The organism is Kosakonia beeri (genome assembly GCF_054165705.1).
The window spans coordinates 2,055,130-2,070,313 of sequence record NZ_CM135106.1 but is presented as its reverse complement, the minus strand read 5'-3'; the positions used below and the strand labels follow the sequence as shown (position 1 = coordinate 2,070,313).

Below are 15,184 nucleotides of genomic sequence, written 5' to 3'. Positions count from 1 at the left end.
TAGTAACCTCAGTTGTAAGTCGATTTCAGCGACGCGCCTTTTTTGAGCGCCGGCGCGGCAGGTTTATTTCGATTCAAGTAGCCAATGTTGTTATTCCCCCACAGGGACTCATAGGGCATACCCGCCAGCATTTCGACGGTTTCACGGGCCTCTGGCGTAATGCTTTCCGGCATACTCCGGCCGCTCTGGCGCATTTTGGCTGTCTCTTCACGCAGTACACTGTGGGTTTTCAGGTTCAGTTTAAAGCGCAGGGAGACAAGGAAACCGCAGCACAGCACCAGGATAGTGCCGAAGCACATGATCATCAGGATGGTATGACTGACTTCCGGTGCCTGTATTTTCTGGCCGGAAACAAAACCAGACGCCTGCATTACGATCCCCACCAGCATCACAGCGCCCGCCTGAGACGCTTTGCGCGTCAGGGTCATAATCCCGGCAAAAATTCCTTCGCGACGCTGGCCTGTCACTACTTCGTCAATATCAGCAATGTAGGTGTATGTGTTCCACGGTACATAGTTGATGCCACCACGCCCCAGGCCCGCAACGGCAGAAACCAGCAGCAACAGCGAGTAAACGTCACTCAGCCCAGCGTAGTAGAGCACGCCATAAGAGGCGGCGCTCAGGCCAAACAGCACGACCACCATGCGGTATGAAGGCGCGGGTCCAAAACGGATACACAGCGGGATCATGGCAATCACGGCGATAAACTGGAAAATCGCCATCGTACCCAGCAGGTTAGAAGCGAGAGACGCTTCCTGCATCAGCACAAATACCACGTAATAGGTGAATACGGCATTAAATACGTCCTGCGCGATATACCCGCCAAGGTACATACCCAGATGCTGGCGGAAAATCTTAATACGTAACGTTGAGCTGAGTTCAACAAACAGGCGGCTCAGGCTCTGACCCAGCGTCAGGCTCTTTTTCTCCTCTTCTGCACGCAGTGCCGCTTCCGTCCACTCTTCACGTGGGCGCTCCCAGGTGAAACACCAGACGAAGGTCAGCATCAACGCACAAAGCACAGAGAACACCAGGCTGGCGTAGAAGAAGGAGATGGGGTTTTCTTTGCCGAAATGGGTCAGCAAAACACCCGGCAGGAACGAGGCCAGGATCGCTGACATCTGCGCCATAGAAATACGCGCGCCAGAGAATTTGGTTTTCTGTTTAAAGTCATCGGTCATCTCCGGTACCAGCGTTTCATACGGTACCAGGATCATGGTGTAAACCACATCAAACAGCAGATAGGTCAGCAGGTAGTACCAGAAACTCATGTCCCCTACCCACATGATGGAGTAGCTGAACACGCATGGAATACCCAGCAGAATAAAGAACTTGCGACGACCAAAGCGTTTACCCAGCCAGGTCGTGCCAAAGTTATCGGTTAAAAAGCCCATCAACGGACTGACCACCGCATCCAACACCCTGGCGGTGGCAAAGATAAATGTTGCCTCAATGGGCGTCAGGCCGCAGAAGGTCGTGTAGAAATAAAGTAACCATGCTGCGGTCAACGCGGTGGTACCCGCCCCCAGAAAGTCACCTGAACCGTAGGCGAGGTAATTAGCCAATCCTATTTTTCGTGTTTTCATTGCCGTCAACCCTTTTCATTATTGGGACCTCTGGCATTACGGCTGCGCCAAAGGAAAATCTTACATGGCTAAAGTAAGAGGATGTGCAAGTGGAAACCTTTCTGTTTTTGCCAGCAGGACATGACAAATGGCAATAATGCAAAGGGTGCCGTTACGCGCTTCACCGATTTATAAAACAGTGTTTCTTTTGCATCAAAAGGACGGGTCAGAAATGAGAGCCATACGTCAAAATCCCGCCGGGCGACGGGATTATTTGTTTAAAAAAGACGCTAACTTACTGAGAGGGTTGACAGCGAGACGGTTAACCGTTTTGGGCGGGCTGACGATAATTCACAATAACCTGATTGCTCTGCACTTTTAAGGCGGGCATCAGCCGACCACCGCCTGGCACTTCCCAGACAAAGCGTAACGGTTCAATGGCCGGAACACCGGTAAAACCGAGCGTTGTACCGCTCTGGCCGTCCAGCGCAACACAGCGGGTTTGTGAACAGAGACGGACAATCAACCCGGCTGGCGTCGGGCCATTCAACTCATACCGCCAGGCAACCAGCGTCATCAGGCCGTTAACCGGCTGAGAAGAAGCCAGTGGCGCGGACGAGGCGGCCACGCCACGGTGGTTCAGTGTGACGCCGATACTGCTGGCCTGCCACGCCCCCTCTCCGGCAGCGTGGGCCAACAATGGTAATGCGAACAGCCAGGCCAGATAACGCATTATTTGCCTCCAATCGTGGCTGTCATGCGGATATTACGGTTATCCGACATTTCCATATTCGACAGTACGACCAGCTGCGGCAGGCTACGGCGTAAGAAGCGAGCCAGTAACGGACGCAGGGCATGGTTTACCAGCAGTACCGGCGGCGCGCCAAGCATCTCCTGGCGGGTAAGTGCTTCCTGCGTCTGCTCAAGCAAACGGTCTGCCAGGCCAGGCTCCAGGCCGCCACCACCCTGCAGTGCCTGCAGCAGCAAGCGTTCCAGCGGGGTATCGAGGCCAATCACCTGCACTTCATCGGTGCCCGGGAACCACTGCTGGGTAATCGCACGGCCCAGCGCGACGCGTACCACCGAGGTGAGCTCATGCGGATCGTTTTGCATCGGCGCGTGTTCCGCCAGCGTTTCCAGAATGGTGCGCATATCGCGAATTGGCACTTTCTCGGCCAGCAGATTTTGCAGCACTTTGTGCAGCGTGGTCAGCGTGACCACGCCCGGTACGAGATCCTCGGTCAGTTTAGGCATCTCCTGTGTGACGCGATCAAGCAACTGCTGTGCTTCCTGGCGACCAAACAGCTCTGAAGAAAACTGACCAATCAAGTGGTTGAGATGGGTTGCCACCACGGTACTGGCTTCCACTACGGTAAAGCCCTGAATCTGCGCCTGTTCTTTGAGTGCGCTCTCGATCCAGATTGCCGTCAGGCCAAAGGCCGGATCGACAGTTTGTTCACCCGGCAATGTCCCCGCCGCGGTGCCTGGGTTAATCGCCAGCCAGCGCCCCGGATACGCATCGCCGCTGCCAATTTCCACCCCTTTCATCAGAATGCGATAGCGTGCCGGCGGCAGGTCCATATTGTCGCGGATGTGCACCACCGGCGGCAGGAAGCCCATATCCTGCGCAAATTTCTTACGAATACTGCGAATACGCCCCAGCAATTCACCATCCTGCTGGAAGTCCACCATCGGAATAAGACGGTAGCCGACTTCCATACCCAGCGAATCTTCCAGCTGCACATCGCCCCAGGTGGCTTCTACGGCCTGGGTGTTTTCCGGCAGTTTCACCGGTTCTGCGGCGGCGGGCGCTTGCTGCTCTTTACCACGCAACCACCAGGCCAGTCCCAGCAGCGCCGCCGTAAACAGCAGGAAAACCAGGTTTGGCATGCCCGGCACCATGCCCAGCAGACCGAGAACACCGGCGCTCAGCAACATCACGCGCGGGTTGGTAAACAGCTGGCCGACCATCTGCTGACCGACGTCTTCATCGGTTGCAACGCGAGTAACGATAACACCCGCCGCGGTAGAGATAACCAGCGCCGGAATTTGCGCAACCAGGCCGTCACCGATGGTCAGCAGGGTGTAGCTTTCCGCCGCATCGCCCATCGATAAACCGTGTTGCAGAACCCCGACCAGCAGCCCGCCGATGACGTTAATCACCATGATCAGGATACCGGCGACGGCGTCACCGCGAACGAACTTACTCGCACCGTCCATTGAACCGTAGAAATCAGCTTCCTGGGTTACTTCGGAGCGGCGGCGTTTCGCTTCATCTTCGCCGATAATCCCGGCGTTGAGGTCCGCATCGATCGCCATCTGTTTGCCTGGCATCCCGTCAAGTACGAAACGCGCGCCGACTTCAGCAATACGCCCAGCACCTTTGGTGATTACCATGAAGTTGATGATCACGAGGATGATGAACACCACAATACCGATGGCGAAGTTACCGCCCACAAGGAAGTGGCCGAAGGCTTCAACCACACGGCCTGCCGCGGCAGAGCCGGTATGCCCTTCCATTAGGATGATACGCGTTGAGGCAACGTTCAGTGCCAGGCGCAGCAAGGTCGTAAACAGCAGAATGGTAGGGAATGCGGCAAACTCCAGAGTCTTCTGGGTAAACATTGCCACTAACAGCACCATGATGGACAGGGCGATGTTAAAGGTAAACAGCAGATCGAGGACAAACGCTGGCAGCGGCAGCACCATCATCGACAAAATCAGCATGATGAGCACCGGCCCGGCAAGTACCTGCCACTGGGTCGATTTCAGATTGCTGGGCAGACGCAGCATTGCTACCAGATTAGCCATCAGTGTCCTTCTCGTTCAAGAAATCCAGCGCCTCTGGCACCGGAAGGTTTTCAGGTTTAACAGGGCGTTGGCCGCCAGACAAACGCCAGCGTTTCAACTGCCATACCCACGCCAGTACTTCGGCTACCGCCGCGTACAGCTGGCCAGGGATTTGCTGACCAATCTCAGCATGACGATAGAGCGCACGCGCCAGCGGCGGGGCTTCAAGAATCGGCACGCGATTTTCTGTACCCAACTCACGAATGCGCAGTGCGACCAGGCCCTGCCCTTTCGCCACCACTTTCGGCGCACTCATTTTATTCTCGTCATATTGCAGCGCGACGGAGTAATGCGTCGGGTTAGTCACTATAACGTCAGCCTTCGGCACATCGGCCATCATGCGACGGCGCGCCGCCGCGCGCTGCATCTGGCGAATACGACCTTTCACATGCGGGTCGCCTTCGCTCTGTTTGAACTCATCACGGATATCCTGGCGTGACATCCGCAGTTTTTTCAGGTGGCTGTAGATCTGCCAGAACACGTCAAACCCCACCATCGGGATAATGCTCAGAGCCACCAGCAGTGCACAAAGTCCGGCCAGATTGAGTGCATTCGCCATGGCTTTAGAAGGCGACTCACTCATTAAACGCATCATGTCCGGCCAGTGGTGCCACAGGAACAAACCGGCAACGCCCCCCATAAACAATGCTTTCATCAGCGCTTTTACCAGCTCCGCGCCCACCTGCCCGGAAAACAGTCGCTTGATGCCGCTTAACGGGTTCAGTTTGGAAAACTGAAACGCCAGCGATTTGGTGCTGAACACCAGGCCGCCCAACATCACGGGCGCAATCAACGCGATAATCACCACGCCAGTGAGCAGAGGCAACATGGCGAGAAGTGCGTTTTTCAGCATGATGATAATTTGCGCCAGTACCAGGTTTTCGTCGTTGACGATACCGTGGTCAAAGCGCAGGCCGGTTGACAGGACAATCGACAACCGACGGCCAAACGACTCGCCGCCAAACCACAGGATGCAGATACCCGCCAGCATGATCAGAATCGATGTCAGCTCTTTCGATCGGGGGATCTGCCCTTCTTCGCGCGCCTTTTCTAGTCGGTGCGCTGTGGGGGCTTCTGTTTTGTCGTCGCTGTCTTCAGAGGCCACGGCGTACATCCAGGGGTTGCAGGTTTGATGACATATTGCCAGAGTCAACGCCGTCTAATGGGCAGAGTAAGGCACAAAAACGGGGGGTTTTCGCCATTTGGGCAGGGAAACATCACGCCATGACGGCGATAAGATATGCAAAAAAAGAAAGGGAAAAGCAAAAGCGGAAAGTTTTAGTCCTTTCCACTTTTTTATAACATGCTGTTTTACAAACCTAATCCTTCATAAGAACATGAAGGATTAGGTGCAAATCAGAAACCGAGGCTATCGAGCAGATCGTCGACCTGATCCTGGCTCGCTACCACACCGGCTTTGGTCGCATCGAGTTGCGGCCCGTTGAGCAGGCTGTCGTTTTCACGTTTCGGACGCGCACTTTGATCCGGAATGTTTTCCAGCAGAACCATCAGCAGTTGACGTTCGATCTCCTGGACCACATCCATCATACGTTTGATAACCTGACCGGTCAGATCCTGGAAATCCTGCGCCATCATAATGTCCAACAGCTGCGCGTTGGTGAAGCTGGTGTGATCCGGTACTTCACCCAGGTACTTACGGGTATCCGTCACCAGTTCACGCGCGTCCGCCAGTTCGATTGGGTTTTCAAACCACTCGTCCCAACGTTTAGTCAGCGCTTTCGCACCGCGCTCCATCTCATCCTGATGCGGCTGAGAGGCTTCGACGCTATTCAACGCACGCTCTGCAGCCTGCGCAGTCATCTGTACGACGTAATCCAGACGGTCACGAGCATCGGGAATCGCTTCCGCTGCTTCAGCAATCGCCTGATCAAGGCCTAATTCACGCAGACTGTCGCGCAACATGCGCGTTAAACTGCCTATCCGGGCAATAATGTCGGAGGGTGAATGTTCATCCGCTGGTTTAATTGAAGGTTGAATCATTTATCCAGTCCTCACATGCCAAGTTTCTCGAAGATCTTACCGAGTTTCTCTTCCAGGGTTGCAGCGGTAAACGGTTTCACCACGTAGCCGCTCGCGCCCGCCTGAGCTGCAGCGATGATGTTCTCTTTTTTCGCTTCGGCCGTAACCATCAGCACCGGCATAGAGGCCATATTGCTGTCGGCACGAATGGTTTTCAGCAGCTCCAGACCGTCCATGTTAGGCATGTTCCAGTCAGAGATAACAAAACCAAACCCACCGGCCTGGAGTTTATTCAGCGCGTCAACGCCGTCTTCGGCTTCTTCGACGTTGTTGAACCCCAGCTCTTTTAACAGGTTGCGTACGATACGACGCATCGTGGAAAAGTCATCCACAACCAGAAATCTGAGCTCTTTGTCCGCCATAAATTTTTACTCCTAGTTCAAATACGTATTGCCTGTCCGGCACTGATTTTCGCCAACATCTGCTGGCTTACCTGGCTAAGATCGACCACTTCGCTAACGCCACCCATATTGATAGCTTCGCGCGGCATGCCGAACACCACACAACTCGCTTCGTTTTGCGCGATGGTCCAGGCGCCAGCCTGATGCATCGCTAACATTCCGGCCGCGCCGTCGTTGCCCATCCCCGTGAGAATAACTCCCACGGCGTTGCGCCCGGCGAATTTCGCTACCGAATGAAACAGCACATCCACGGAAGGACGATGCCGGTTAACCGGCGGCCCGTCATGGATCTTAATTTGATAGTTCGCTCCACTGCGCGCCAGCTCCATATGTCGGTCGCCGGGGGCAATGTAGGCATGGCCAGGCAATACGCGCTCACCATCTTCCGCCTCTTTAACGCTGATCTGACACAGCTTGTTCAGACGTTCTGCAAAAGAGCGAGTGAATCCCGGCGGCATGTGCTGAGTGATAAGAATACCCGGACTTGAGAGCGGCAATGGCTGGAGTACATGACGAATTGCCTCTGTTCCTCCGGTTGACGCGCCAATTACCAGCAATTTTTCCGAGCTCAGCAATGGGCCGGCTTTTAATGTCACCGGTGCGGCCATCGGTTTGTGCGCAGCCAGACGCGCACGCGATGCGGTACGCACTTTCTCAGCGATCATCTCGCTGTAGGCCAGCATACCTTCGCGAATACCGATCTGCGGCTTAGTGACGAAATCAATCGCCCCCAGCTCCAGCGCACGCAGCGTCACTTCCGACCCTTTTCCAGTCAGTGAAGAAACCATCACGACCGGCATCGGGCGTAAGCGCATTAATTTTTCCAGGAAGTCCAGTCCGTCCATGCGCGGCATTTCGACGTCCAGCGTTAACACGTCCGGGTTGAATTTTTTAATTAAATCCCGGGCGACCAACGGATCCGGCGCCGTCGCGACCATTTCCATATCACTGTGGCTATTGATTATTTCTGTCATGATCTGACGCATCAATGCGGAATCATCGACGGACAATACCCTGATTTTACTCATGCTTTATCCTTACTCAGCGCATAAACGGTCTGCCCACGGAGGCTAAACTCGCGCACGAGGTTGCTGAAATTCTCCGAATGCCCGGCAAACAATAATCCGTCCGGCTTAAGCAGCGGAGCAAAACGATGCAGAATGTCCTGTTGCGTCGTTTTATCAAAATAAATCATTACGTTACGGCAGAAAATAGCGTCAAACGGCCCCGGTACGTTGTATTGCTTATCCAGCAAGTTCACGGTCGTGAAATCAACGTAGTTCGCCAGTTCCTGACGTACCCGCACCAGTCCGGCGTGAGGCCCGGTGCCGCGCATGAAATAGCGCTGCATCTGCTGCGGCGAAAGGGTTTTCAGCTCATCCTGGCGATAGATACCGGCACGGGCTTTTTCCAGCACCTCAGTATCGATATCGCTGGCGAACACCTTCCAGCGACCTGGCGCCATTCCGAGCGCGTCAGCAAGCGTAATAGCCAGCGAATAGGGTTCTTCACCCGTCGAAGCGGCGGCACTCCAGACGCGATACTCTCCTGTGCGCTTACGCGCATGTTCAGCCAGTACCGGAAAGTGATGCCCTTCCCGGAAAAATGCAGTGAGGTTGGTGGTCAGCGAGTTAATAAACGCTTGCCACTCGGCGCTATTCTGATTCGCTTCCAGCATGCTCAGATAACGACCGAAATCATCCAGCCCCAGCGTGCGCAAACGGCGGACCAGCCGGTTGTAGACCATGTCACGTTTATGATCGGCGAGGACTATCCCCGCTCGCTGGTATATCAGTTGACAGATCCGACGGAAATGCGCGTCGGACAGCGCGAGGCGCTGAGTCATCTGCTGTAATATTGATGACGTTTGCCCACTGGGCAGTGATGATGTCATAGCGCCTTCTCAACTAGGTTCAGGATGTAACAGGCACGCGCTTTGCCGTGCCACTTCAGGTCTGCCGACCCGCTCTTCATTCTTAAACACTGCCACCAACGCGGTCAGTTTATCCGCCGGGTTTTGTCACGGGCCGGCGGCAGATCTCTTTTCTACACGCGCAGCACCCCGTTGCATCACCCGTTCCATCAGGCTTATGGCATGCGTGTTCTGCCCCGTTTTGCGACGTTATTGCACTGTCGCGGCGGCAGTTTCGCCCATATGTCGTGGTCCAGGGTGACGGCGCAGACGACATCATTCTTCGTCCACACAGCGGCTTCGGGCTTTGTACAGCAGCCATGAAACCGTCGTTAAACCAGGCTTTACTCTCTTCTACCGCCTGCGCACTGCGCTGATGGTTATTTCTACTACGTCCTGTAGATGTGACGTGCTTTCCTTAATTGCTGAGAAAGACAACTTTTTACTGCCAACCTACAACATGCCAAAACACATTCACTTTTTTATTGGGCAACCTGTTCAACATCCCTGCTCTTTTCGGGCGGCAACGTTACCGCCCAGGCACTGCTAAAATGTTTCCCAGTTCGCTTCCTGACCGCCGGACTGCGGGCGGCTTCGCGCCGGGGCCGTCGCCACAGGGGCAGACGCTGGTCGTACCGGTGTGCCGGCTGCCGCTGAGAGGCGGAAAGTGGATACCGCCATCGTCAGCAGGCTGGCTTGTTCTTCCAGGGCGGCCGCTGCGGCGGCCGATTGTTGTACCAGTGAGGCGTTCTGCTGCGTAACGCGATCCATTTCGGATACCGCCAGCGCAACCTGATCGATTCCGCGGCTCTGCTCATCCGAGGCCGATGCGATCTCGCCCATAATGTCGTTTACCCGCGTTACAGCGTTAACAATGTCCAGCATGGTTTCGCCTGCGCTACCGACCAGTACTGATCCGGTATCGACACGGGAGACAGAATCTTCAATTAAAGCTTTAATTTCTTTGGCCGCCTGCGCACTTCTGCTGGCCAGATTACGCACTTCACCGGCTACCACGGCGAACCCACGCCCTTGCTCACCAGCACGTGCAGCTTCAACTGCGGCGTTTAATGCCAGAATATTGGTCTGGAAGGCTATGCCGTCGATAACGCTAATAATGTCGGCGATTTTCTGTGAACTTGTAGCGATTTCATGCATCGTTTTCACTACACCGTCCACCACTTTGCCACCGCGTTCTGCGGTTTCCGACGCACTCTGCGCCAGCAGCGAGGCCTGACGGGCGTTTTCTGCGTTCTGTTTCACCGTGGCCGTTAACTCTTCCATACTGGCTGCGGTCTGCTCCAGCGCGGAAGCCTGCTCTTCAGTGCGCGAAGAGAGATCGTTATTTCCCGCAGCGATTTCACTGGTGCCGGCGTAAATTGCATCAGAACCCTGACGCACATTGGTGACTGTTTCGATCAATGCGTTTTGCATATGATCAACGCTTTGCGCCAGTTCGGTGATCTCGCTGCGTCCGGCAATGGTCAGAGTATGCGCCAGATTACCGCCGGCAATCTCGCGAATATGACGAATAACTGACGACAATGGAGACAATAGAATGCGGCGAATGCCATACCAAACGGCGGTGAGAACAATCACCAGCGCCAGCGCCAGGATTGCCATCTGCCATTTGGCAAAGTTGTAGTCGCTCACGCTTTGTTCCCAGGCGTTGCGATACAAGTTTTCACTTAAGCTTGCATATTTCGCCATCGCCTCACCGAGGGCGTTTTGCATCCCCTGGGTCGGTTGCGCCATAAATGCGTTCATATTGCCGCTTTCAAGGAACTGGACCAGTTCAGTGAGGGCGGCGTTATAGGTACGGTACTTATCGTCCAGCGTCTGGCGGGCAGCGTCCATCTCTGGCAACGAGGGCAATGCACGGAAAGCGTCATAATGCTTCGCCGCCTCGGTCAGAGAATTTTTCGCGCTGTTGAGCAGATCGGTTTTCGCACTGCTCTGCTGGTTGCTGGGATCCAACAACATACGCGCGGAAGAGCGACTGAGGTTAATGCGGGTTTGCAGCATCAGTTCCCAGGCTTTGCCCAGTTCGGTTTGTTGCATGCGCAGATCATTGGAGACGGCAAAGCTCTGCTGATTTTGCTTAAGCGAGGAGAAAAAAAGCCCGCCAGAAACGAGTTGCAGCAGGGCAAACACCAGCAACACGCTCATAAGCATTGTAACGACGCGGATACGGTTCAACATACAACACCTTCTTGATAAGTTCTTAACGGTGTTATCGGCATCCGATGAGGGAACTTTACATTTGCGAAAGGGAATTAAATTACTGCTTAAAAAGCGATATCCACGGTCAACGTATCGCTGTAGGTTCCCCCCGGCGGCGTGGTCTGCGTCGTTAACACTTTTGCGGTGTAGTTATAGGTTCGTAACAGCCCATCGGTGCTGATCTGCGTTGACACGCCGCTTGACCAGCGCTCCGCTCCCACGCTGCCCCAGCGCGAAGTGGTGGCACCTTTATAGATGTCGTAGCCCAGTCGGTTACTGCCGCTGGCCATATTGCGCACGCTGCCGCTGGCATACGCGCCATTATTAATGCCGACGGTATAAGTACTGCCTTTCGTGCAGGTAATGGCAATAGATTGCGAGACGGTTGGAAAGTTACGCACCAGCGGCGCACTGCCAAAATTGACGTTTGGCGCGCTGATCGTCGAACAGTCATTTGTTATCGTCATGTTCAGTTGCAGGCTGGTGGCTACCGTACCGGTTTGAGGCGAACCGCATAAGCCCCCCGCACCCGCCGCGCAAACGTTATAGGCGACGTTGAAATTCAGGGTCACTTGATAGGGTCCGGCGCTGACATTTTGCCCTGCCACGGTTTGAAAATAGAGCGGCAGGGTATAGGTTTTACTTCCCAGCAGCGCCAGCAGAACGGATCCGCTCCAGGTATAACTGTTGCCGGTAATGGTCGCTTCGCTGTTCGCGGGGCATCCGGACTGTCCGCAAACCCGTACCGGTATGATATCGGTTACCGTCGTATCATCGGTACGTTTCAGGGTTCCGCGGTTGGCGGTGGTGGCCGATGCCCCCGTCAGCGTCAGGGTGACGGAATCATTGGTTAGCACGTTCAGCGCCGCATCGCATTTGACGATCAGGTTCGCGGTTGTGGTTTGTGCAGTACTGTTCAGCACAAATGACGTGACAGTACCGAAAGCGCCATTCGTGGTGCTAACGGTGCAGGCCGACCAGACCTGCGTTGAACTGAATAACAGCACAAGCAACAACAGTCGGCGCATTAGGGGCTCCTCTTACAGGTTAACGGCCCGTATGTCTGCAGTTTATGTTCGGGGTTGGCCATCAGGCTAAAACGGGTATCACAGCGGGAACCATCCGGCATACGCACATGCAGCACATTCACCGCCTCGAGATTTTCCAGCCAGGCAATGCCGTCGTAACCGACAAGGGCATCCACGTTGCCGGGGCGCGACACCAGGCTGGCGACAGGGAGCGCCTCCCCCGCCTCATCATGCAAAATGACGCTGGCAACACGCGACTCCTGCATCGGAAATTCAACCAGATAGCCACTGTGACGGCGCAACGCGACTCTGCGTTCGGTATCCATGATCCGCGTATCTGCCGGAAGGTTAAGCGTATCGATACTGTAGCTGGCCGGATAATAAGCCGAGACGCCGCTCACCAGCAGATAACCATTACGGTCTGTTTCACCCACGGGTTGATTCTCATAATTCACCGGTACCCCGGCACGACCGCTGGTACTCACTACTGCAAAGGCGTCATTGATTCGGTTGGCGGCAAACCACTCGCCGTCCATCAGCACCACCGCGCCCAGCGCTTCGCCCCACCAGGTCATCATATTATTTTCGCCATAACCGCCACCCTGAAGTTCAACATTATTATTGCGCCACCCCAGCGTGCCTTGTTGATACGTACGTGACTGGGACTGATTGGCCAGCGCCATGTTCCCGCTGAAACCGCCATCCGTGGGCATGGCATGGTTGTAGTTAATTCGTTGAGTCGAGCCAGCATCAGGCGTTTTCTCCATACTGACGGCTGCGTTGTCGCTGTCACCGATCGGGATCTGCAGCGACATGGCGAAAGTCCAGTCGCCCTGTTGGTTATCACGGCTGGCGGCCAGATAGAGACTGCTGCTTCCCCACAGGTTGCGACTCCACGACAAGTTCAACAGTTCAGTTCGGCTGTTGTCGAAACTGCGTACGCCAATCCACGCCGCGCCGACGTTGCCGTAATCCCCCATATGAAATGTCAGCGAATACTGATCAGTGTTGCGACTTAAGCTGGCGAAGATGTGCTGGCTGGAGCCGGTGCGCATGTCACGCTCTCGGTTATAACTGGCACGTTGATCGTAAAGTGCCAGATTGCCGAATTCTCGGGTGCGACGGCTGTGCTGGGTGCTGACGCTAAACAGACTGGCGTTGTATTGATAGCCCCAGTTACGTTGATTACCGCGATCGCTAAACATCTGGCTCTGTGTCCACGCACCGTTAACAACCCCGAGCCGGCCCAGTTTGACGACCGCTCCAGCGCCGCCAAGCGCGAGCGACTCGGCCGCCTCGGCATGGCCTTCAAGCGTCAGGTAGTCCGTTAAGCCATAGCGGTACGAGCCGCTTGCCACCAGCGGCCCATAGTCAAAATTATCAATGCCATAATTGCGCCGCAGCGAGCCAACCGTCACAGCGCCATCACTCAGGCCCGCTTTCATCAAGTCGCTGGCCACATAAAATGGCAATGTGGTGCTGACCTGGCGGCCCAGTGCGTCGGTGGTGACCAGCACGGCATCGCCCGCCCCGTTGATATAGGGCATATTGGTCAGGGTGAATGGCCCCGGCTGAAGTTGCGTATTCCCGGCGCGATAACCGTTGATAAAAACATCCACGGAGGTCGGTACTGCCGCTTCACCAGAGAAAGCGGGAAGCGGCCAGGTCACCAGATCCGGGCGCAGTGAAAAATCGCGGCCAAAACTGATGCCGCCAACACGCACACTACTGCTCCAGCTCAATGCATCAGATATCACATCCCCGAGATTCCACTCAGTCGCGTCATCTTCATTAGTAAAGGTCACTGTAGAGTCATAACGGATGTAACCCTCTTTTTGTCGCAGATCGCCGGAAAGCGTCTTTCGCCAGGAGCCGGTGGAAGAGAGTACCCCGTTATCCTTGAAATACCGAAACTCATGCCATAACGCCGCCTGTGTTCCAATATGTTCTGTGGTGCTGGAGTAGATGTCGTAGTTGATTAACGCGCCCTGGCCGTAATGCAACGAGCTACGCCCGACCCCGGTATTAAAGGCGGTCAAACGCTCAGGCACCCATGCCGACGGGACCGACAACATTAATCGTTGCCGCTCACTATCATACTCCGTTCGCACTTCCGGCCAGGCCGACACATTCACGTCACCTTGTGGAACATGTTCCGCGGCCAGCCCTGCCCGCAGCAAATCCGCACTGGACACATAAAACTGGTGTTGCCGCTGGATCACCGGCACTACCTGCTGCGTATCGTAATGGTTGATAACCAAACTGAGATGAAACACAGCCTGTTCATTGATTGCACGTGCATCTGGCGGCGGCGGTAAGGTATCATCGCCCTCTTCCGCGCATGCCCACTGCAATGGCAGCATCAATGTGACAGCCAGAATCAGTTGCCCGCGGACGACTGCCATTCGCTATCCCTGGCATTGATCGTCGCCTTCATCTCTGCTGGACGTGTCACCCCGGCGGGTAATGGCCAGCTTCTTGTGCTGTGTGGTAACACATACCCTAATAACCCATCGGCAACCTGATATGTCTGCCCGCCCTGACGCGCTGTCACTTTACTTAAACGAACGTGCACATCCCCGGTATTGCGAACCTCCAGCGCGGGCTTACCGTCGGCGCGCACCACACGCCAGCTTAAGTTCTGCGTGTCCACGAGGGCATGGTGTGCGCCCTGGGCATAGGTGATCATCCCCTGGCCATAAACAAACAATGGTATGGAGTAACGCATTTGCAGCTTCAGGCCAATTTTCGGCGTGGCGGGATCGTCGGGTTGCGGTATTTCATCCACGATAATGCGGTATGCCTGTTCAACGCCCGCCGGAATTTGCCCCTGCTTGATTAACCGAATCAGCTGCTTACTGCCCTTTTCAATCCGCACGATGGGTGGACTGGCAACCACATCACTTTGCTGCTGGTAACGTTCAAGCCCACCATCCTGGCGCCAACGTACAATCCGCACCTGCATGGTAGTGGGCGTTTCCCCCTGGTTCTGGATCCATAACTCGCTGGCGTTGGTGTTGCTTGCCATCCACGGATCAATCGGCCAAAGCAAAATGGTCGCTGCCGCCTGTGCCCTGGGTACGACCAGCGTTAGCAACAGCGCGGCTGCCAGCAATGATCCCACCGTCCGGTTAGACAAGATGGCTTTCATGCACTTCTCCCTTA

12 protein-coding genes are annotated in these 15,184 nt (G+C 55.2%); all 12 read right to left on the bottom strand.

Annotated features, from left to right (window positions below; all coding sequences use genetic code 11):
* Positions 1-8: 8 nt before the first annotated feature.
* Positions 9-1,586 carry an MFS transporter gene (locus tag ACUY4S_RS09900; RefSeq protein ID WP_312691616.1) on the bottom strand — a complete coding sequence of 526 codons (1,578 nt, stop codon included), beginning with the start codon at positions 1,584-1,586 and terminating at the stop codon, positions 9-11.
* A gap of 301 nt (positions 1,587-1,887) precedes the next feature.
* Positions 1,888-2,298, bottom strand: coding sequence for a flagellar protein FlhE (gene flhE / locus ACUY4S_RS09895; RefSeq protein ID WP_458023095.1), 411 nt, complete (start codon positions 2,296-2,298; stop codon positions 1,888-1,890).
* Complete coding sequence (gene flhA, locus ACUY4S_RS09890; RefSeq protein WP_312691614.1) at positions 2,298-4,376, bottom strand: flagellar biosynthesis protein FlhA; 2,079 nt, start codon at positions 4,374-4,376, stop codon at positions 2,298-2,300. Before flhA ends, flhE begins: the two co-directional genes overlap by 1 nt.
* Positions 4,369-5,520 carry a flagellar biosynthesis protein FlhB gene (gene flhB, locus ACUY4S_RS09885; RefSeq protein WP_312691613.1) on the bottom strand — a complete coding sequence of 384 codons (1,152 nt, stop codon included), beginning with the start codon at positions 5,518-5,520 and terminating at the stop codon, positions 4,369-4,371. Before flhB ends, flhA begins: the two co-directional genes overlap by 8 nt.
* A 251-nt stretch (positions 5,521-5,771) precedes the next feature.
* Entirely contained in the window at positions 5,772-6,416 is a 645-nt protein-coding gene (gene cheZ, locus ACUY4S_RS09880) for a protein phosphatase CheZ (protein ID WP_312691612.1), read from the bottom strand.
* Between the two features lie 11 nt (positions 6,417-6,427).
* On the bottom strand, positions 6,428-6,817 hold the full coding sequence (cheY, locus tag ACUY4S_RS09875; protein ID WP_023480048.1) for a chemotaxis response regulator CheY: 390 nt from the start codon (positions 6,815-6,817) through the stop codon (positions 6,428-6,430).
* Positions 6,818-6,834: 17 nt separating this feature from the next.
* The gene (cheB, locus tag ACUY4S_RS09870) at positions 6,835-7,884 is read right to left on the bottom strand and encodes a protein-glutamate methylesterase/protein glutamine deamidase (RefSeq protein ID WP_312691611.1); all 1,050 of its coding nucleotides are present in this window, start codon (positions 7,882-7,884) and stop codon (positions 6,835-6,837) included.
* Positions 7,881-8,750 carry a protein-glutamate O-methyltransferase CheR gene (cheR, locus tag ACUY4S_RS09865; RefSeq protein WP_312691610.1) on the bottom strand — a complete coding sequence of 290 codons (870 nt, stop codon included), beginning with the start codon at positions 8,748-8,750 and terminating at the stop codon, positions 7,881-7,883. Before cheR ends, cheB begins: the two co-directional genes overlap by 4 nt.
* 564 nt (positions 8,751-9,314) lie before the next feature.
* Positions 9,315-10,970: a methyl-accepting chemotaxis protein II gene (gene tar / locus ACUY4S_RS09860; RefSeq protein ID WP_458023094.1), complete on the bottom strand. Its 1,656-nt coding sequence runs from the start codon at positions 10,968-10,970 to the stop codon at positions 9,315-9,317.
* An 86-nt stretch (positions 10,971-11,056) separates the two neighbouring features.
* Positions 11,057-12,019 (bottom strand): Csu type fimbrial protein, encoded by a 963-nt coding sequence (locus ACUY4S_RS09855; RefSeq protein WP_458023093.1) that lies wholly within the window; start codon positions 12,017-12,019, stop codon positions 11,057-11,059.
* Positions 12,019-14,424, bottom strand: coding sequence for a fimbria/pilus outer membrane usher protein (locus ACUY4S_RS09850; RefSeq protein ID WP_458023092.1), 2,406 nt, complete (start codon positions 14,422-14,424; stop codon positions 12,019-12,021). Before ACUY4S_RS09850 ends, ACUY4S_RS09855 begins: the two co-directional genes overlap by 1 nt.
* The gene (locus tag ACUY4S_RS09845) at positions 14,400-15,170 is read right to left on the bottom strand and encodes a fimbrial biogenesis chaperone (RefSeq protein WP_458023091.1); all 771 of its coding nucleotides are present in this window, start codon (positions 15,168-15,170) and stop codon (positions 14,400-14,402) included. Before ACUY4S_RS09845 ends, ACUY4S_RS09850 begins: the two co-directional genes overlap by 25 nt.
* Between the last annotated feature and the right edge of the window lie 14 nt (positions 15,171-15,184).

Coding starts and splice junctions, on each gene's coding strand:
- flhA (WP_312691614.1), bottom strand. CDS start 4,376: ATGGCTAATCTGGTAGCAATGCTGCGTCTGCCCAGCAATCTGAAATCG.
- ACUY4S_RS09855 (WP_458023093.1), bottom strand. CDS start 12,019: ATGCGCCGACTGTTGTTGCTTGTGCTGTTATTCAGTTCAACGCAGGTC.
- flhE (WP_458023095.1), bottom strand. CDS start 2,298: ATGCGTTATCTGGCCTGGCTGTTCGCATTACCATTGTTGGCCCACGCT.
- cheR (WP_312691610.1), bottom strand. CDS start 8,750: ATGACATCATCACTGCCCAGTGGGCAAACGTCATCAATATTACAGCAG.
- cheB (WP_312691611.1), bottom strand. CDS start 7,884: ATGAGTAAAATCAGGGTATTGTCCGTCGATGATTCCGCATTGATGCGT.
- ACUY4S_RS09900 (WP_312691616.1), bottom strand. CDS start 1,586: ATGAAAACACGAAAAATAGGATTGGCTAATTACCTCGCCTACGGTTCA.
- cheY (WP_023480048.1), bottom strand. CDS start 6,817: ATGGCGGACAAAGAGCTCAGATTTCTGGTTGTGGATGACTTTTCCACG.
- tar (WP_458023094.1), bottom strand. CDS start 10,970: ATGTTGAACCGTATCCGCGTCGTTACAATGCTTATGAGCGTGTTGCTG.
- cheZ (WP_312691612.1), bottom strand. CDS start 6,416: ATGATTCAACCTTCAATTAAACCAGCGGATGAACATTCACCCTCCGAC.
- ACUY4S_RS09850 (WP_458023092.1), bottom strand. CDS start 14,424: ATGGCAGTCGTCCGCGGGCAACTGATTCTGGCTGTCACATTGATGCTG.
- ACUY4S_RS09845 (WP_458023091.1), bottom strand. CDS start 15,170: ATGAAAGCCATCTTGTCTAACCGGACGGTGGGATCATTGCTGGCAGCC.